The organism is Companilactobacillus paralimentarius (assembly GCF_963227125.1).
In the GTDB taxonomy this organism is placed as follows: domain Bacteria; phylum Bacillota; class Bacilli; order Lactobacillales; family Lactobacillaceae; genus Companilactobacillus; species Companilactobacillus paralimentarius.
This window is the reverse complement of the sequence record NZ_OY724131.1, coordinates 1,351,653-1,371,277: the sequence shown is the minus strand read 5'-3', so window position 1 is coordinate 1,371,277 and position 19,625 is coordinate 1,351,653. Positions and strand designations below refer to the sequence as shown.

At 34.4% G+C, this 19,625-nt stretch carries 17 protein-coding genes, 1 other RNA gene and 1 pseudogene; 4 read left to right on the top strand and 15 right to left on the bottom strand.

What is annotated here, in order from left to right; all coding sequences use genetic code 11:
- Positions 1 to 76: 76 nt before the first annotated feature.
- From ACI6PB_RS06570 to ACI6PB_RS06560, 3 genes are all read right to left on the bottom strand, one after another.
- The gene (locus tag ACI6PB_RS06570) at positions 77 to 661 is read right to left on the bottom strand and encodes a TetR/AcrR family transcriptional regulator (RefSeq protein WP_404327181.1); all 585 of its coding nucleotides are present in this window, start codon (positions 659 to 661) and stop codon (positions 77 to 79) included.
- 139 nt (positions 662 to 800) lie between these two features.
- A complete protein-coding gene (locus ACI6PB_RS06565) occupies positions 801 to 2,114 on the bottom strand; it encodes a CAP domain-containing protein (RefSeq protein ID WP_404327180.1) in 1,314 nt (437 codons plus the stop codon).
- Between the two features lie 130 nt (positions 2,115 to 2,244).
- On the bottom strand, positions 2,245 to 3,111 hold the full coding sequence (locus tag ACI6PB_RS06560) for a DegV family protein (RefSeq protein WP_404327179.1): 867 nt from the start codon (positions 3,109 to 3,111) through the stop codon (positions 2,245 to 2,247).
- A 135-nt stretch (positions 3,112 to 3,246) separates the two neighbouring features.
- On the opposite strand from ACI6PB_RS06560, the gene ACI6PB_RS06555 reads away from it, so the two are divergent.
- The gene (locus ACI6PB_RS06555) at positions 3,247 to 4,911 is read left to right on the top strand and encodes an NFACT family protein (RefSeq protein ID WP_404327178.1); all 1,665 of its coding nucleotides are present in this window, start codon (positions 3,247 to 3,249) and stop codon (positions 4,909 to 4,911) included.
- Between the two features lie 37 nt (positions 4,912 to 4,948).
- Here the strand turns inward: ACI6PB_RS06555 and ACI6PB_RS06550 are convergent, their stop codons facing one another.
- The 8 genes from ACI6PB_RS06550 to ACI6PB_RS06515 form a co-directional block, all read right to left on the bottom strand.
- Positions 4,949 to 6,553, bottom strand: a complete 1,605-nt coding sequence (locus ACI6PB_RS06550; RefSeq protein WP_025086411.1) for an IS1182 family transposase — start codon at positions 6,551 to 6,553, stop codon at positions 4,949 to 4,951.
- A 157-nt stretch (positions 6,554 to 6,710) separates the two neighbouring features.
- Positions 6,711 to 9,104 carry a carbamoyl phosphate synthase large subunit gene (locus ACI6PB_RS06545; protein WP_404327177.1) on the bottom strand — a complete coding sequence of 798 codons (2,394 nt, stop codon included), beginning with the start codon at positions 9,102 to 9,104 and terminating at the stop codon, positions 6,711 to 6,713.
- The gene (locus ACI6PB_RS06540; protein ID WP_025086015.1) at positions 9,095 to 10,183 is read right to left on the bottom strand and encodes a carbamoyl phosphate synthase small subunit; all 1,089 of its coding nucleotides are present in this window, start codon (positions 10,181 to 10,183) and stop codon (positions 9,095 to 9,097) included. Before ACI6PB_RS06540 ends, ACI6PB_RS06545 begins: the two co-directional genes overlap by 10 nt.
- Positions 10,184 to 10,210: 27 nt before the next feature.
- On the bottom strand, positions 10,211 to 10,738 hold the full coding sequence (pyrR, locus tag ACI6PB_RS06535) for a bifunctional pyr operon transcriptional regulator/uracil phosphoribosyltransferase PyrR (RefSeq protein ID WP_025086016.1): 528 nt from the start codon (positions 10,736 to 10,738) through the stop codon (positions 10,211 to 10,213).
- Between the two features lie 93 nt (positions 10,739 to 10,831).
- The gene (locus ACI6PB_RS06530) at positions 10,832 to 11,740 is read right to left on the bottom strand and encodes an RluA family pseudouridine synthase (protein WP_056955693.1); all 909 of its coding nucleotides are present in this window, start codon (positions 11,738 to 11,740) and stop codon (positions 10,832 to 10,834) included.
- Positions 11,733 to 12,197 (bottom strand): signal peptidase II, encoded by a 465-nt coding sequence (gene lspA, locus ACI6PB_RS06525; protein WP_025086017.1) that lies wholly within the window; start codon positions 12,195 to 12,197, stop codon positions 11,733 to 11,735. The genes ACI6PB_RS06530 and lspA overlap by 8 nt, the downstream gene beginning before the upstream one ends.
- Positions 12,197 to 13,879 carry a formate--tetrahydrofolate ligase gene (locus ACI6PB_RS06520; RefSeq protein WP_404327176.1) on the bottom strand — a complete coding sequence of 561 codons (1,683 nt, stop codon included), beginning with the start codon at positions 13,877 to 13,879 and terminating at the stop codon, positions 12,197 to 12,199. Before ACI6PB_RS06520 ends, lspA begins: the two co-directional genes overlap by 1 nt.
- A complete protein-coding gene (locus ACI6PB_RS06515; RefSeq protein WP_025086018.1) occupies positions 13,863 to 14,261 on the bottom strand; it encodes an EbsA family protein in 399 nt (132 codons plus the stop codon). Before ACI6PB_RS06515 ends, ACI6PB_RS06520 begins: the two co-directional genes overlap by 17 nt.
- Positions 14,262 to 14,289: 28 nt before the next feature.
- On the opposite strand from ACI6PB_RS06515, the gene ACI6PB_RS06510 reads away from it, so the two are divergent.
- From ACI6PB_RS06510 to ACI6PB_RS06500, 3 genes are all read left to right on the top strand, one after another.
- Positions 14,290 to 14,691 carry a reverse transcriptase-like protein gene (locus ACI6PB_RS06510; RefSeq protein ID WP_025086019.1) on the top strand — a complete coding sequence of 134 codons (402 nt, stop codon included), beginning with the start codon at positions 14,290 to 14,292 and terminating at the stop codon, positions 14,689 to 14,691.
- Positions 14,692 to 14,760: 69 nt separating this feature from the next.
- On the top strand, positions 14,761 to 15,774 hold the full coding sequence (locus ACI6PB_RS06505; RefSeq protein ID WP_404327175.1) for a lipoate--protein ligase: 1,014 nt from the start codon (positions 14,761 to 14,763) through the stop codon (positions 15,772 to 15,774).
- 94 nt (positions 15,775 to 15,868) lie between these two features.
- Positions 15,869 to 16,813, top strand: a complete 945-nt coding sequence (locus ACI6PB_RS06500) for a magnesium transporter CorA family protein (RefSeq protein WP_404277463.1) — start codon at positions 15,869 to 15,871, stop codon at positions 16,811 to 16,813.
- On the opposite strand, the gene ACI6PB_RS06495 is transcribed toward ACI6PB_RS06500, so the two are convergent.
- The 4 genes and pseudogenes from ACI6PB_RS06495 to ACI6PB_RS06480 form a co-directional block, all read right to left on the bottom strand.
- Complete coding sequence (locus ACI6PB_RS06495; protein WP_056955977.1) at positions 16,810 to 17,928, bottom strand: class I SAM-dependent RNA methyltransferase; 1,119 nt, start codon at positions 17,926 to 17,928, stop codon at positions 16,810 to 16,812. The two genes, ACI6PB_RS06500 and ACI6PB_RS06495, sit on opposite strands and share 4 nt — an antisense overlap.
- Before the next feature lie 77 nt (positions 17,929 to 18,005).
- An RNA gene (gene rnpB / locus ACI6PB_RS06490) (RNase P RNA component class B) lies at positions 18,006 to 18,364 on the bottom strand.
- A 225-nt stretch (positions 18,365 to 18,589) separates the two neighbouring features.
- Positions 18,590 to 19,003, bottom strand: a pseudogene (gene gpsB / locus ACI6PB_RS06485) (cell division regulator GpsB); the annotation flags it as partial.
- Between the two features lie 63 nt (positions 19,004 to 19,066).
- Positions 19,067 to 19,618 (bottom strand): SLOG family protein, encoded by a 552-nt coding sequence (locus ACI6PB_RS06480; RefSeq protein ID WP_025086147.1) that lies wholly within the window; start codon positions 19,616 to 19,618, stop codon positions 19,067 to 19,069.
- Positions 19,619 to 19,625: the final 7 nt, after the last annotated feature.

Here is a 19,625-nt window from a genome sequence, read left to right as displayed (position 1 = left end):
AGAGTGTCATAAAGTTAGTCAATTTGAAAATTTGGACATCAAAAAAGCAGATATCTATTTGAAATATCTGCTTTAATTACTTATTCTGTTTCAGAAAATTATTAACGCCACCCTGCATCAATAGAGTAGCCGACTCAATCACGTCTTCAAGAGGTTCTTGTTTACCTTGACTGACCCATTGTTTATAAACGTTTAATCCTGTCTGCTCGACAAAATTCAATAGAGCATTTTGTTGCCAGTCCGTCATTAAATTAAATTTTTTGGATTCACCCCAGGTAGAATTCATTACATTATCAATCATTTGTTGGCGAATTCCTACGTAGTTTCCGACTACACTGGAAGTTATTTTGTCATACGCTTCACCTTGATCAGCTGAATAAGTAAAAAACGCTCTAACACTTTTTGCTAAATCTTTTGGATACTGATATTCCTTTATTTCTTTTAGATATTCCTCAGCATATTTAGCTTGCATTTCTGTCAATAAATCATCCAGTGTTGGATAGTAACGGTAAAATGTCTTTTTGTTAATTTGAGCTAGTTCGGAAAGTTCCTTAACCGTAATCTTTTGATATTCTTTCTCACAAATCAGTTTTTCAAATGCTTTATATATATTTGAAATCGTTCTCTGAACGCACAGATCTTCATAACCAGTTAATTTCATTTTTAAAATCTCACCTCAAATAAATATCTAATATGTAAACTTCTATATAAAATAAAAAGTTCGATATTGAATTTTTTCAAATTCACATCGAACTTTTTAATTAAGAGATTGTTTTACCACAGCCTCTTACTCATAATTTCTAGTTTAAAGTTAGTTCATTTTGTTGAATCCAAGCGTTAGTACCGATGCGGTACATCTTAGTATTAGTTGTTGGATTAACAGTTCGACGATCGACAATCCATGAAGATCCAGGAGTTACTGTATATCCAGCGTAGATACCGCTGTCGTTGTAGACTTTGGCAGTAGTTGTAGCTGTAACAGTTGTTCCTGATAAGAATTTAGCCCATGGTAGAGCGTCATCAGCAGCAACAAATCCATTAGTACATACATGATAGAAGAAATTACCATCAATAATTGCAATAATATCTGAAGCCCATGAAGTATCAGGTCCTAAAACAAGATCAACACGCTTATTACCATTACGATCGTAAATAGGAGTCATCTTGTTCTTAGTAGTTACTCCACCTCTTATATCAGCTACAGCATAGTTATCACGACTAACATAATCTGCATTCTTACGGTTAGCATCAGCAAGATCATACTTAGAAACATTAGCATAATCATTTTCATTAGTTAAGTAGTATGAATAGATGTCTGAAGCGTCATACTTATCATGAGATGCTTGATCATTACCCATTTCTTGTGCAAAGTAAACCATCCCATTGGAACTAACACTTACACCAATTCCTACATAAGTAATATATGGATTAAGCATATTCTTTCTATGACCGTAATTAGGTTCAGGATCATAAGTTTCACTATAAAACTCATGTGTAACCTTTTGGGCAATGGCAGTTGGATCTGATGTACCTAACATTGAATATGGCATTTGAGAAATATTTTCCTCAGCATCCAAATAATATGGATACATGTTAGCTGAATTCCAGCCAGCATGGTTATCAACACCAGTACTTGTGAAGCCATCAGTTCTTGATTGAGCGTAGTTGTTTAATGTAACTACAGAAGTCAAGGCTGGAAGGTCATTTTGTGCACGCAAACGATTTAGTTCAACTAACATTGCTTTTTTAACCGCTACAATGTCAATATTGTTATAAGTCGATTGTGTCTTGGCAGTTGTTGAAGCTGTAGAAGTAGTATCACTGTTACTGTTAGTTGTACTTGTTGTATCATTAGATGGTGTTTTAGTTGCCGGACTCACAACTTGATTGTTTGTATCACTGTTGTTATTTGTAGCAGTTGATACTGTTGCATCCTTATCAGCAGTATTGGCAGTCGTAGTACTACTATCAGCTGCAGTTGTGTTTGTAACAGAAGTATTGTTTGTATCAGTCGAAGTTGTTGTATCGGCGTAAACAATATTTCCTCCCAAACTCGTTGCAAGAAGTGCACTGGCGGCTACTAAAATAGCTGCTCTCTTAGTTTTAGAAAACATGATACTCCCCTTTTCCCTATGAAAATAATGGTTACATTCATTTTAACTCAATAAAAACATTTATGAAGCATTATTTATAATAAATATTTTATATTATTTCAGTAAAATAAAAAAGCCATATGGCTTTCAATTATGCTTTATCAAAATCCTTGATCCAAGCAATGGCCAACGCATCTTTACCTAAATGAGCACCGATGACAGGTCCAAAGTATGAACGATCTAGTGTAATATCAGGGTATTTATCATGCAACTCACTTGCCCATTGATCTCCATCCCTTTTATCGTCAGCATCGATTACCAATAAACGTAGTGGATATGGAGCCTCATCCATGGCCGTAGCCAATTTTTCTTCAGCTTTTAACTTGGCCTTTTTCATGGATCGAACTTTATCATAGGCAACAATTTTGTGAGAATTATCATCAAATTCTAGTAATGGTTTAATATTTAACATGGTTCCAATGACAGCAGAAGTATTTGATAATCTTCCGCCTTTAACTAAACTCTTTAAGTCATTTACCACAAAAGACTCACCAATAGAGCTTCTTAAGTCATCTAGACGTTCAAGAATCTCACTAAGTGGTTTATCTTCTTGAGCCATTTTGGCTGCCTCTTGAGCTAGGTAGCCCATTAGGCGTACAGTAATATGTGAATCATAAACGACGACATTGATATCATCAATTGTCTGAGCAGCACTCTTAAGGTTATTTACAAAACCAGAAATAGTGCTTGCCAAATGAATTGAAATTACGGTATCATAGCCTTCTTTAGCCAGCTTGTCGTACACGTTCATCATTTCACCAATTGAAGGTTGAGCCGTTGAGGGTAACTCAGGTGATTCATGTAAGAGTTTGTAGAATTGAGACGTAGTAATATCAATATCTTCACGATATGTTTTAGTATTAAATACTACCTCTATTGGCACAACTGTTATATTATATTTATCGACTATTTCTTGTGGCAAATAAGATGTACTATCTGTTACAATGGCTATTTTCATAAATTTATCAATTCCTTGTTTGGTTACGTATAATGATTGTATAACCATTAAATTATATCATATTCAATCGAGTTTATATTTGTTACACTGCAAAAGTTTCAGAATTTATCACGCAATATAGAAAGGAAGTCAATTATGTCCTTTGACGGAATGTTTACCCATGTGATGGTAAACGAATTGAATCAGAATCTCCGTGGCGGTAGAATTGCTAAAATTCAACAGCCGTTCGCTAACGAATTGATCCTTACAATTAGAAGTAACCGTAAGAATCAACAATTATTATTATCAGCTCATCCCTCATATGCAAGAGTTCAGATTACGGATCAGCCATTTGCTAATCCCGCTAAACCTTCAACTTTTGTTATGTCGCTAAGAAAGTATATCACTAGTGCTATTATTCAAGATTTTAAACAATTGAATAATGATCGTATCGTAATCGTAGATTTGAGTGCTAAAAATGAATTGGGCGATATTCATGAATATCGGTTAATTACCGAAATCATGAGTCGACACAGTAATATTTTTCTCCTAAATAAAGAGAATGGAAAAATTATTGACTTAATTAAACGTGTTTCTCCAGAAAATAATAGTTTCCGTGGACTGCTTCCCGGGGACGATTATAAGTTACCGCCTGCACAGAATAAAATCAATCCATTTTCAACGAAAAATGAAAATCTTCAAGATTTATCGGCAGCCGATATTCGTCAAAAGTATGAAGGTATTGGTTTAGATACATCATACGAATTGGAAAAATTTATAGCAGCTGGCCAAACTTTAGATGATTTCATGAATTTATATGAAAATCATTTAATGCCTAATACAGCCAACACTAAAGACAAACACAAGTTAGGTTTCTTCCCTATTGGTTTTAGCAATACCACGACAGAAGTTAATACTTATGCAAGTTTAAGTGAGCTTTTGGATAATTATTATTTAGATAAAGCTCGAGTTGATCGAATTGAACAGCAAACCAAGAGCATTACGCATCGTTTAGATATTATTTTGAAAAAAGATAAGTCTAAGATTAAAAAATTGAATAAGCAATTATCACAGACTGATGTGATGGCTAAATACAATCTTTATGGTGAATTATTGACGACATACATGTCACAAGTTAAACGTGGTTCTAGCTCAATTGTTTTGACTAATTACTACAATAATGAAGAGGTAAAAATCAAACTGAATCCAGAGTACTCCCCTTCTGACAATGCTCAACATTACTATAAAAAGTATCGTAAGTTACAAAATTCGATACCCCATGTTCAAGAACAATTGGATATTACTACGAATGAAGTCAACTATTTGGAATCAGTTTTGGCATCTCTTGAATACGTAGATATTGAGGATGTCGATGGTATTGTTGATGAACTGATTGATTCAGGCTATATCAAGAAGAAACGTCGTAATGCTCGTAAGAAACGTAAGAAGCATGTTGGTGAAGATTTCCAATCATCAACGGGTGTTGATATTATTGTTGGTAAAAATAATATTGAAAACGACCAATTGACGATGAAATTATCACAAAAGAATCACTACTGGTTCCATGTGAAGGATATTCCTGGTTCACACGTTATTTTGAAAACAAGTGATCCTGATGAACAATCAATCACTGAAGCCGCAACAATTGCAGCCTACTATTCTAAAGCTCGTGATTCGAGCAAGGTTCCAGTTGATTATGTTAAAATCAAAAATATTCGTAAACCTAATGGTGCTAAACCAGGGTATGTTATCTTTGAAGGTCAAAAAACTATTTTGGTTGATCCTGATCGCCAATTAGTAGCTGATTTAAAAGCCAAATAAAGCAGAAAAGAGGCTGTGACAAAACAGTCTCTTTATCTTAAAAGTTCGATGCGAATTTGAAAAAATTCCACATCGAACTTTTTTGTTCTCTAAAAATACAAATAAAAAATGACATTGATACCAGTTTCCTGATATTCAATGCCATTACTACGATCATCATTTCTTTTTTAACTTTATTCAATCCTTTAACATGGAATCTTTTGAAACCTAAACAAGCCTTCATATTTCCGAAGACTGGTTCCACGTCATTTTTTCTACGTGCATAAATATCAGCATATTGGGGAATCGAAAGTTTACTTCTCATGCTAGCTTTAAAATATTCCAATGAAGGATTGATGTATATTCTTTTACGATTCCCACCAGGCGTGAACGCCTGAGGAATCCTATTGTGATCATCATCAAATATCTCGGAAATATATTCTTTAAAGTAACGTTTAAATCCATATTTATCAGTTCTTATTCGATATGCATTAAAACTGAAACGGACACCTTGAGGATTTATATAATAATCATCGTCTTCGTAGTAATTCCAATTCATTACCTTCTTTTCATCTGTTTTCCATTTCTTTGAATTCTCTTTGAGCATAGTAGAGTACGGAATAACGTATTTCTTATAGTTATCATCTAAAAATTGATAGTTACTTTCAGAACCATATCCCGCATCGGCGACGATCACGTCGCCAAGCGTATGGTTCTCTTCAAGCTGTTTTATAAATGGTATCAATGTTCTTGTATCAGTTGGATTTTGAAACATTCCAACACCTGTAATGAATTGATTACTAGTGGCTATCTGAACATTGTATGCAGGTTTTAATTGACCATTCAGCATGGGATCTTCCTTGACTCTCATAAATGTTGCGTCTTCATCACTTTTAGCATAACTATTTCTTTTATCGAATTTCTTCATCTGTTTTTCGTGTTCAGATTTTTTATCAATACGGTTATCAAGTTTTCGGGAATATGATTTTAATTTTCGGCGTTCTTGTTTATCAGGATTAGGAGATTTTTTAGGATTAGCTTCTATTCTGGCGTTTAAATCTTCAAGATGTAATTCAAGTTTTATTTGTACTTCCTCTAGAGCATCGTCAGAAAGATCCGAAGGATTTTCGACGATACCTAATCGTACCTCGTTTATTTCGGACAATAAGTTTTGAATTTGAGATTTATTCATATCATCGAATCTGATGGTATTCTTTTTCCAAACGAACGAAAATTTATTGGCATCTGCCAATATTTTCGTACCATCAATAAAGGACACTTCATCAATCAGACCATTTTGTTTTAAAACACTAGTTAAATTCGTCAAGCTATCATCAAGTAAAGTTTCAATCTCATCTGAAATTCTAAATCTACATATGGTTCTATATGAGGGAACTTGATATTGTGTAAGCCATCTAGCAACGATATTTTCTTCAGCAAATTCTTCAATCTTTCTGCTAGTCATTACACTGCGAGAGTACGCAAAAAGTATCAATTTTAGCATTGCACGTAAGTCATATTCTCGCGGCCTCCCGCTAGAATAGACTTTTTCAATATTAAGCGATTCGACAAGATCGTTGATAAATCTAGCTGGATGATTTTCTTTTGGTTTGTAATCTAAAGGAATACTTAATGTCATTTGGTCTATGTTATAATTATTCATGGTTTTTGATCTCCTTTTGGAGTGATAAATTTTGGGAAGATGCGTGCGAGGTATCTTCTCTTTTTTTATATAATGATACAGAAAAAGCTGATGAATGAAATAAGAATCTCATTCATCAGCTTTTATTTTTTGAGACTTATGTCACAGCCTCCTTTTTTTATCTTAAATTCTTTAATTCGTCTTCCATTTCTTCTTTGTTCAACAGCTTATAACGCTTATCATCAATTGTTAGAAGATATTGCTCATCGAAATTATTGAATATTTCTTCGAGTGAAAGGTCGTCGCCAATCTTATTACCCAATAATAATTTAACCAATGTATCAATTACGTGAACGGAACTAGCTAATTCATGTCTGATAATGTCATTAGTCATACCACGATACTTTTTAGTTACGAGCCAATGATCTTTTTGTTTAATCAATTCAAAGTTATAAATAGCCACTTGATTTTCATCTTCAAGTTCTTGAGCAATCAGTTGGGAAAACTCATTATAATTTTCAGGTGACATAAAGTTGTTGACTGAACTAACCTCATAGAGATGATTATTTTTCTTAGTTCGATAAATAACTGATGGAACTAGGAAATTCTCACCATCAGAAACTACCATTACTCTAGCAGAAGTGTTTGCTTGAAGATCAATATTCTTAATTTCTTGAGCACTAAATTGAAATACTCGACTGTCATCTTCTGTATCAACTAAATTCTTTGATAAATCAATGATATTTAAAATGCTATCACTGGGAATCAAGTTGAGAGCTTTCATTTCCATGTGAGGGTCATCGACTTCCACAATCTTTCGACGCATGGCTAGTGGTGCATTCCAGGGTTCACGTCCAATAATGATAGGTTCCAAACCATTTTGATCAATTGATTTGGCTAATTGGAATAAAACAAATTGTCTGATAGTTGTGTCAGTTTTTGAAGAGATTATTGGTGTGCGTACAATAATTTTTTTGCGGTCGCTTAACTTCAACTCATTGTTGATACCTGCGGTAACGAAGTAATTATGATTAGGATAATTCCTATTGGCCACAGATATAGCAGTTTTATTTTTTACAACTGTTTTAGTTACAATATCGGAACTATCTAATAGTAACTTGCTATGCCCCACTCCTTTGACACCCATTTCAACCATACGTTCGACATTGTGAACATCAATCTCACCTTCACGAATAATAAGACTGTTGTCAATGATATTTTGCAAAGCCGTTAAGTATGGCATATTGATACCGGTGATTTCTGATAAAACCGGTTTTTCAAAATTGCGACGCATTGCTTCCATTAAAACATCCAGCATCCAATTAGTGGGGTGAATGATTTTTTCAAATAACTCATCATCATCCAATTTACGTAATTCTTCATATCGATTGAAATTGTTATTCAATTTATCATTGAGTGCTCCCTTATTGAGAACCTCCTCTAAACTAAATCCATTTACAATAATACTAGAATTGGATGTTTTACTAGGTCCTAAATACTTTTGACCAGGGGCATTCCATTGAGGAAAACGTGAGGTAATGTGATCAACAAATGGTTCAGTTGCTCCATTAAAGAAATTACCTGCATCGAGTTGAAGCTTATCTAGATGAAAGCCAACACAAAGTTCCGCTACGGCTGTGGCAACGGGATAACTTGTTGCATATTCCAAAAACTTAGTTTCCTCACTTAAACGAGGGATAAATTCTGTAATATAACATTCATTAGTGACGTGATTATAGGCAAAATGAACGGTACAGACACCAATAATGTTGAAAACTCGAGCTAATTTTATTGAATAATTTCTTAAACGTTGTAGTTTTGAATCATTTAAAGAAATTGCTGGTGAAATTAAGTTTGAATCTAAATGATGAATACCGATGGGCTCGATATCCTCAATCGTACCTATTAAGGATGAATTATCAAAACTATCCCGTAAAATAGTAAAGGAGTATTCACTAAAGCCCCGAATACTTCTTTCAATTTCAATTTTAGTATCTTCCAAATCATCTAAGGCCATGAAATTATCAAGTTCAAACAGATTATTGATGTTGGTCCAGCCACTTGAATGACGATTGGAATAACGTCTTCTTGCAATAATTGGAAAACCGATTGAACGAATGAAGCTATAAATTTCTTTTTCATCATCCGAAGAAATAAAGTTAATAACTGGTAGTTTAGCTTTGTTTAGTCGTTTAATGAATAAATCACGTTTAAAAGTAGCCAAAGAAGAGGCATAATTAGCCCCTAAAATTTTAGTACTACCGATTTTACCATTTAAACTAGAAACGATTCCTAATGCGTTACGATCACCGACAGTAGGCAAAATGGCATCGGGATGATATTTTTGAACAAATTTTAATACATTATCACCACTAACCTTTTCGACAACTGTTTTATCAAAGAAAGTTCCCGAAGAGAGTAATGACGTTGGATCTTCAACAATAATTGAAGTTTTGTACCCTAATTGATGCAAAATGTCGACTGTATCATAAAGTGCGGTTGATAAATCAACATTTTTATCACTAATAGTTGGGCCGATGATTAGAATTGTATGTACTTCAGTTAATTCCATTGACTTCCAGCCCCCTCTTGTTGTTTCACTGAATCAATTAAATCGATAAATTCGTCGAAGACATAATATCCATCAGTTGGTCCAGGTGCAGCTTCTGGTTCAAATAATACACCCATAATTGGCAAATATTCGTGACGAATACCTTCAATAGTTCCATCAGCAACACAAATATTGGTAACAATGAAGTCGGATGAACCAATATATTTTTGATCTAAGGTGTAGGAATGATTGTGATTGACAAAATCAATTTTGCCACTGGCAACTTCCTTAACAGCTAGGGATGATTCGTGATGTGGTGTAGTCAGTTTTTCTATTTGGCAATCATTGGCTAGAGCTATTAATAGATTACCAAGACCAATACCCAAAATAGGATATTTCTTTTGCAAAACTTGAATACTCTTAATAACATTTGGCAAATCTTGTGGATTGCCTGGTCCATTAGAATAAATAATGCCATCAGGATGTAAATTTTCGATTTCTTTTGCTGTGGAATTATAATTAACGATAACTGAATTGCAATCACGATAGGATAATTGACGCAAAATGGAATATTTGAGCCCTAGATCGACGATAACAATCTTTCGTCCCATGTTGGGATTTGGATACGATTGACGAGTAGAAACTCTTTTAACTAGATCAGGGGGTAAAACTAAAGCTTTGATCTGATCAATAGCATGCTCGTCATGGGTATCCATGATACTAGCTTTCATTTCACCATGTTCAGCAATATGTCTGGACAAAGCTCTAATGTCGACATTCTTGATACCAGGTATTCGTAGACTGGTAATCCAATCTTCAAATGAAACTGAATTATCAACAGTTGAGATACTGGATGAACCAATAACAACACCCTTACATTGTGAATTGATAGATTCATAAAAATCTCGATTAATTCCTGAGCTACCAACAGAAGGAATTGTGAAAGCAATAATTTGACCCTCGGCATTAGGATCGGTTACGGATTGTTCAATTCCAGTACGATTATTTGATATTACCAATTGTCCCGTGGTAATGATAGAAGATCCGAATCCTTCTCCAGGAAACACAGTTCCGTCTTCTAAAATTAAATAACGTTTCATTCTATAGCAACTCCTCAAAAATTGTAGTTATTCGATTTCAATCTTATCTTCTCCATCGATTTCTTTCATTGAAACTTTGATTTTTTCCTTTTGAGAAGTTGGGATATTTTTACCAACAAAATCTGCTCGAATTGGTAATTCGCGGTGTCCACGATCTACAAGAACAGCCAAAGAGATTTTCTTAGGACGACCTGCACTCATCAAGGCATCCATGGCTGCACGGATAGTACGACCAGTGTATAAAACATCGTCTGTTAAAATAATATGTTTGTTATTGATGTCAATATCCAAGGGTTGTGTTTTTACATTGGAAATATCTTTCTCCTCGTGAGTTTTATCATCACGATACGGTGTGATATCAAGTTCAGCAACGGGAATCGAGATATTTTCCAATTGTTTTAATCTTGATTCGATACGATGAGCAACAAAGACACCTCGTGTTTTAATTCCTACAAGAACCAAATCCTCAATTCCCTTATTTCTTTCAATAATTTCATAAGTTATACGTGTCAAAGCTCTGGTCATTGTTTGACCGTCAATAATTTCTTTAGCCATATTTTTCCCTACTTTCAAAAAAGCACTCACAAAGTGAGTGCTTCAATTTATTTTATAATCGCACACAATTCTATTTGTAGATTATATCACGACTTAATGTTGAGAACGTAATTGCTCAAGAGTATCTTGAAAAATTTTTGGAGGTTCAATCGAAAATTGCATCCACACATGAGTTCTTGGATGTTCAAATCCAAGTGTTTGTGCATGTAGGAATTGGCCCTTACCAGGCAAGGTATTCTTTGGGCCGTATAAAGGATCTCCCGCAACGGGATGACCGATATATTGCATGTGAACTCTGATTTGATGAGTTCGACCAGTTTCCAATTTTAATTTTAGTAACGAATAGTCCTCAAACTGTTCCAAAACTTCAAAGTGAGTAACTGCATGGCGACCATCTTCTACAACAGCTTGTTTCTTACGATCGAATTTGGATCGACCTAATGGTGCAGTAATCTTACCTTTTTTCTCTTTAAAATTACCGTGAACGATTGCCAAGTATTCTCGTAAATTAGACTTCTCTTTTAACTGTTTCATCAAGGATTGTTTAGCTAAATTGTTCTTAGCAATCATTAAAAGACCGGAAGTATCCTTATCGATACGATGGACAATTCCTGGACGGATAACATCATCATCATTAATCTGACAATGATATAAGATAGCATTTACAAGCGTCTTATCTGGATGACCAGCCGCAGGATGAACTACCATCCCTTGAGGCTTGTTAACGACAATAACATCTTGATCTTCATAAACAACTTCAATCGGAATATTCTCTGGAACAGCCTTAATAGGCTCTTCTTCAGGAATATTAACAGTGATTTTATCGTTAGCTGTGATCTTATAGCCAGATTTGCTAACTGGTTGACCATTAACTAAAATGTTTTGATCTTTAATCAATTTTTGAATCTGTGATCTTGTCAAATCATCTAATTCACCATTCAAATAGGCATCCAAACGGTTCTTTTTTGGTTCATTGTATTCTAATTCAAAAGACTTACTTATTATTTTTCTCACCTGCTAGTTGGACAAACAAAGATACAATTATTAGTATTACACCAATCGTAATATAAGTGTCCGCTAAATTAAATATTGGAAAATTCATAAAATCTAAATTAAACATATCTACCACAAAATGTCTAGTGAAACGATCAATTGCGTTACCAATTGTTCCTGCTAATAGGAAAATTAACGCAAATCGATACATGTATTCAGTCTTAGCAGCTTTGATGAAGAGATAGACTAAAACGACTACGGCAATTATGGTAATTAGATAAAAGAACATCATCTTACCCTCAAGCATACTCCAAGCTGCACCAGTATTTGTGATATGTGTAATAGATAGGATTCCCGGGATAAATTCGTGGACACTCATTGGAGCAATATTACTCGTGACGTAATATTTTAGTCCTTGATCACCAATAACTAAGATCGCGCAAAGCAACCAATAAATCAACTGCACTAGAATAATCCTCCGATAGTTCCTTCATTATCAACGTCCATATTCAAAGCAGCTGGCTTCTTTGGTAAACCTGGCATTGTCATAATGTTTCCTGTCAATACAACCACAAATCCGGCTCCAAGCTTTGGGACGATGTCAGTGACATGAAGTGTAAAGTCTTTAGGACTACCTAGACGTTTAGGATCATCACTAAGTGAATATTGAGTCTTAGCGATACAGACTGGTAAATCATCCCAAGCGTTATCCTTCAAAATTTGTAACTGATTACGAGCCTTCTTACTGTATTCTACATTGTTAGCTCCATAAACTTCAGAGGCAATCGTAGCAATTTTAGCTTCAGTAGTTTCTTCGTCTTCGTAAAGACGTGTATATTGTGATTCTTTTTCAGTTGCTTTAACAACAGCCTTAGCTAAGGCCTGACCACCTTTACTTCCTTCATGATGAATTTCAGCTAATTGAACATCAACGCCAACTTCATCACAGAGACTAGTTAAGAGTTTGATTTCGTTATCTGTGTCAGTAGCAAACTTATTAATAGCCACTACAACAGGAACGTGATAATAACGCATATTGTGAATATGACGTTTTAGGTTCTTAAAGCCGAGATTTAAGGCGTTGAGATCCTCATTTTGAATATCTGTAAGAGCTTGACCACCGTTGTACTTCAAAGCACGGATAGTAGCTACAATCACGATAGCGTTAGGAGCATGACTCAATCTAGGGGCAACAATGTCCATAAATTTCTCACCGCCAAGATCAGCACCAAATCCGGCTTCAGTAACAGCGTAGTCGCCTAACTTCATAGCTAGCTTAGTAGCTAAAACACTGTTACATCCATGGGCGATATTAGCAAATGGACCACCATGAATGATAGCTGGTGTATTTTCAAGTGTTTGTACTAAGTTAGGTTTTAGAGCATCTTTTAATAGAACAGTGATTGCACCTTCAACATGTAAATCACGAACGAAAATTGGCTTTTTATCAAAAGTATAAGCGATAAGGATACTTGAGATTCTTTCTTTTAAGTCATCAATATCTTGTGCTAAACAAAGAACAGCCATTAATTCACTAGCAACAGTAATTTCAAAGTGTTCCTCACGAGGCATTGAGTTGAATGGACCACCTAAACCAATAACCGTATTTCTTAATGCACGATCATTGATATCTAAAGCACGTTTCCAAACAATACGTCGAGGATCAATATTCAATTGATTTCCTTGATGAATGTGATTATCAATTAAAGCTGCTAAAGTGTTAACAGCACAAGTTAAGGCGTGCATATCACCAGTGAAATGTAAGTTGATGTCTTCCATAGGAACGACTTGAGCATAACCACCACCAGTAGCTCCACCCTTCATTCCCATTACAGGGCCCAATGAAGGTTCACGTAAGGCCAGAACAGTCTTCTTACCAATTGATTGTAGAGAATCAGCTAGTCCAATAGCGACAGTTGACTTACCTTCTCCAGCTGGAGTTGGATTGATAGATGTAACTAAAATAAGTTTTCCATCGTCCTTTTCCATTGATTTGGTAATACTACGACCAGAAAACTTAGCTTTATAGTGTCCATATGGTTCAATATCATCTGGTGTCAAACCGATTTTATTGGCAATTTCGTTAATATTCTTCATATTATCGTGCTCATTTATTTGAGCAATTTCGATATCACTTGGAAATGACATTGCTTTCACCTGCTTCTTTTCTAATTAATTTTAAAATACCCTTTGTGGAAGTAATCTTAAATGGAAAATAATCGTGATTACTGAAATTAAATTCCAAAGTCCATTGGTTATTTGCCTTAATGTTAACATCTTTACTCTCAAAAATACGTGTTTTGTAATAAGGTTCCTTAATAACAACTTGACCATTTGTAAACTTTACCCAAGAGTTAGATATAATATAGATTACATAGACAGCGTCTAAGATCCAAATTAAAAATGGAACGATACTCAAAGACATTATCTCCAATTGTAAAATAATCCCCAAACATACAAGACTAAGTGCAAGCGACCACATAATTATCCCCCATGGTCCTGCTGGTTGAACAAAATGTTTCTTTGACATAATTTCTCCTGAAAGGTTTTTAATAAATATGATTAAATTGTACACCGATGCCGGATTAAATACTAATTTAAATCTAGGTGTCGTTAGCTTTGTAATAAGGATTGATAACAAAATTTATACTGACGCACAAGTTCAAAATTTTGATGATAATCACTTTTTAGAATTTCTGGCATTAAAAATAGCTTTAAAGAAAATTATAAAAAATGGTTGGAATGATGAGATAGTTTTAATTCATTCTGACAGCCAAATTGTAGTTGATAGTGTGGAAAAAAACTATTCCAAGCACTATCAACCGATATTAGATGAAATATTACAAAGTTTAGATCATTTTCCTAGTTATTTTATCAAGCATATTGCTGACAAGGATAATCGTGAAGCACATGCTTTAGTTCATCAAAAAATGTTAACTATCCGTAAATATCGTAGTTAATTTATTTCTAAATTTTGATAACTGTGCTAGTATAAAAGCGTTTCCAATTCAGATGAGGAGGTACTCTTTATGTACTACGTTGTTATGAAAGATCGCGATATTCGTGATAACCTTGCCACCGAACAATATTTAATGAATAACGTTGAATTCGATGAGCCCCTAGTTCTTTTTTACATTGAAAAACCTTGTATTATTGTCGGTCGTAATCAAAATACGATTGAAGAAATTAATAGTGATTATATAGCTGATAATCACATCACCGTTACCCGCAGAATTTCTGGTGGTGGTGCTGTTTATCAAGATTTAGGTAATCTTTGCTTTAGTTTTGTGGTTGATTCAAATGATAAGAATTTTGGTGATTTTAAATCATTCACACAACCAATTATTGATGCTCTTCATCAAATGGGAGCAACTACTGCTGAAGTTTCTGGTCGAAATGATCTACTAGTTGATGGTAAAAAATTCTCTGGTAATGCCATGTATTCTAGAAATGGAAAAACGTTCTCACACGGAACCTTATCACTTGATGTGGTCTTAGATGTCTTAACTAAGGCACTTCACGTTCAAAAAGATAAGATTGCTTCTAAGGGTATTAAATCAATTAGAAGCCGAGTAACCAACCTACGTCCCTATTTAGCACCAGAATATCAAGATCTAACAACTGAACAGTTCCGTGACAAGTTATTATTGGAATTATTCCATGCTCAAAGTTTAGATGAAATTAAAGATAAGGAATACATTGTCACTCCTGAAGATCAGAAGCAAATTGATAAAATTAAAGAAGAATACTACTACAATTGGGATTGGATTTATGGTAAATCTCCTGCCTTTACCGCTAAACAGAGAAAACATTTTGATATGGGAACGGTTGACGTTCGTTATAATATTGAGAATGGTAAAGTTGAAAATATCGAGATTTATGGTGACTTCTTTGGTATGAAAGATGTTAACGATATTAAACAAAAGTTATTGAATATTAAATTTGATCGTGAAGATATTTTAAAAGTATTAGACCAATTTAATTTAGATGACTATTTCAAGGGAATTCCTGAAGTTGAACTATTAAAACTATTTACTCCATAATTTAGTTATATACGTGAAAAAAGTGGATTGAGAAAAATAATTCTCAACCCACTTTTTATTTTTGGTATCATTATCCTTAATGAGGGGATAAAAAATGATTAATGAAACAGTATTAGACCAAGACCACAAATTAATAGACGTTCATTCGACTAAGAATTTAAATGATTCTGATCGTACATCACTGATTGAAAATTATAGTCTAACCAACGAAATTCTTGACTATGCTGATGATGAAAATGAACGAGCTCGTTTTGAATATGATGAATATAGTCAAACTTTTTTGATCGTTTATAACGTACAAAATGAAAATGAACAAAGTGACGACCTATCACAAAGAGTCTTACCCATTTCTTTTGCTATCAAGGATAAGCAACTCTTTTTGTTTACTAACGATGCTACTCACTATGTAAGAGATTACCTTCTTTATGCGAAGAAGAATTTTGGTGAAGGCAAGGAAAATCTACTTTGGGAACTTATCTTTCATACTTTTGATCAGATTTCTAGTGATTATAGTGATCAAATCAGTGAAACCGATTCTAAAAGAAATAAAATCCAACGTTTGATCAAGAAACACCATTCTTCAGAAAATCAAATTTTGGATTTAGCCGAATTACAAGATTTAACAACTTACTTGAGTACGGCCATTAGTGGTAACGCAACTGTTCTTAATGAAATAGAACTCATTTCTAGTGGCAAGGTTCAACAATTACATTTAACTAAGGCTACTCATGAGCATCTTCACGATTCAGTTATTGAAATTGAACAGATTAAAAATCAGGTCAATTTGAGTTCCGATATTATTGATCGTATTTCTAATACCTATAATAATATTTTAAACAACAGAACAAATACGACCATGAAGGTGCTGACAGTTTATACTATCATTTTAAGCATCCCCACGATCGTATCAGGTTTTTATGGTATGAATATGAAATTACCCGTGGCCGATCAAGAATGGTCTTGGATTTTTTCGTTAATCATTACTATTGTTATTATTTTAATCATTCTTTGGGACTTACACAGACGTAATAGTCTTTAGTGTTTAGCCCAGTATTGGTACATATCCGTTCTAATAGAACCGTTGTAAAGTTTACGTTTCTTAGTAGCTAATTCGCCATAGTATTTTTCGAATTCAACATCACTAGTTAAAATATATTTATTCCAAGTGGGAGCGGTTGAGAAAACTTCTCCCATTTCTTTATATAGTTTTCTAACACCGGCCATATCACTCATACGTTGACCATAAGGTGGGTTAGAAATGATTGTTCCATACTCCCCTTCGATCTTCAAATCTTTAACAGCAATTTGCTTAAATTGAATATCATGTAAGACACCAGCATCATGAGCATTTAATTTAGCTACGTCGATCATCGAGCCATCGATATCACTGGCAAAGATATCTAAGTCGAGATCCTTTTTTACGCCAGCCTTAGCTTCTTCTTTAAGATTAGCCAAAATTTTAGGATCAAACCAATCGAAATCTTCGAATAGGAAGTGACGTAAGATACCAGGAGCAATGTTTTTAGCCATACGTGCAGCTTCAATAGCAATGGTACCAGAACCTGTTGTTGGGTCCATGAAAGGATCTTCTTCAGGATGCCAAACTGTTAAAAGAATCATAGCAGCCGCAAAGTTTTCCTTTAAAGGAGCAGCACCGTGTTCAACACGATAACCACGCTTGTACAATGATTCACCGGTTGTATCAAGTGTTACTTCTACAACATCTTTATGAATACGAGTTTCAATTTGAAATTTTGCACCAGTCTCAGGCAAACGTCCACGACGCATAAAAACATCGGCCATTTTATTAACGATAGCCTTTTTAGTAATAGCTTGAATATCACGTTCTGAATGTAATTGTGATTTGACAGTTCTAGCCTTAATAGGGAAAGCTGCATTTAAAGGTAGCCAATTGTCCCAATCGATTGCATAAACCTTATCGAATAATTCTTCGAAAGTTGTTGCCTTAAAAGTACCAATCAAAATCTTAATTCGATCAGCACTTCTGAGCCACAAGTTAGTTTTAGCAATATCTTCGTATTCACCGTCAAAATAGACCTTACCATTCTCGGTCTTTGTATCGTATCCCAAATTCTGTAGTTCTTTTGCGGTTACAGATTCAAAGCCGCTTGACATAGTCGCAATTAATTTCATATTGCTCCCTCTTAGTTTAATTTTTAATTGATTGTATAAAAAAAGGACGAACAAGTCGTCCCTTTGCCTCGATAAACTCCTATAGGCCACGTTCTGTTCATGTGTTAGGCTGGCAATCCTAACACAGTTAGTAATCATCTATCTACAATTAAGCCTTCACAGTAGATTCATTTCTCGTTATGAAGCGCCCCTACCAAAGTTTGGGTTGCCCGCTTGCGGGGTTTACCTCGTTCCACCATTGCAATTTCTCACAATAATCCGTCTCTGTGGCACTTTCAAGCTATTAACACATAGTCAAAAGACCTTAGTGCTTTCACTGCCGTTACCCGAAGGTACCTTGGCTTATTGGGCCAAGCACAAACACTGCAAGCATCTCAGCTCGCGCGGGCGTGGACCTTCCTCAGCCTAGATAACTAGACCGCGATTACTCGTAATTTACCGACTTGAATAGTATACACTAAAATCTGTTAAAATTGTTATTATTATTAAAATTATTTTGATTTTGTCCAGAATTGCCGTTCATAGGGCGGTTTCCTTGAAAATTATTTTGATTATTGAAGCCATTATTCATATTAGGATTGATCTCAGTATGACCACTCTCAACTCCATCATGGTTATTCATATTGTTAGGAACAACTGCTGATGCAAATTGTTTAGCCCCATCATTATTATTTTCGGGAACACCATTAGCAAAATCATGACCGAAGACACGTTTTTCAAGATTAGAAAGACGTCTTAAAATATCATAATTAGTTGAAGCTTCAGCAATTGAGCTTGAAACTGGTTTCTGTTGTGGTTGTGGTCTTCTGTTCTGAACTTGAGGTCTATGTTGTGCTTGTGCTGATGGACTTGTGTTCATATTACGTGATTGCATTAGACTTTCATTTTCAGCTTTTAATTGACCAATTTCATTTGTAAAAGTTTCATAATCCTTAATAATACCATCCAAAAATTGATCGACTTCGTTAGGATCGTAGCCTCTCATCTTTGTTTTGAATTCCTTTTGCAAAATATCGTTAGGTTGGTAATTTAAGGCAAATTCATTACCGTTGTTATTATTACCGTTTTGGTTCATTCCATTCATATTGTTCATTATTAAACACCCCAGTGTTAATTATTATTCTAGAAACGACTGAAACTAGCTATCTGATAACATATTAGCAAAATCCTGCATAGAATCAAAATCTATTAATTCCAGTTGATAATCAGTTCCACTATCCTGATAAGATTTAATAGCCTCATAGTCATACTTTGGCTTACCACCGCTATCGGGATCGTAGAAAATCAAAGCTCCATTTGTATGTTGAAGCATAAAACTTTGCCATACTCTTAATTGTCTACCTGAATGATAACTCATATTGGAAACTTTGTTGACATAGTCAGCGTTTCTTAAAAAATTTTTTAGTAATAGCTGATTGTTCTCATTCCACTTATTTCCAAATTCAGCATATGGTAATATCACTGCATGTCTTATATTATAGCCTTTTTTCTTAACTTCTTGTATAGATTTACCCACAATTTGTTCAGTTCCCAATTGTGCACCAGTTATTATCCATTGAGTTCCATTTTCAGCATAATTAATTAGTCTTTCTTGAAAAAAGTCTTGAATTACTTTAGATTTTGGGTCATCATCTTTAAAAATACCTAGTTCAAAAGATCGGTAACCCGTTACCCATAAATTTTTTAACATAAAGAAA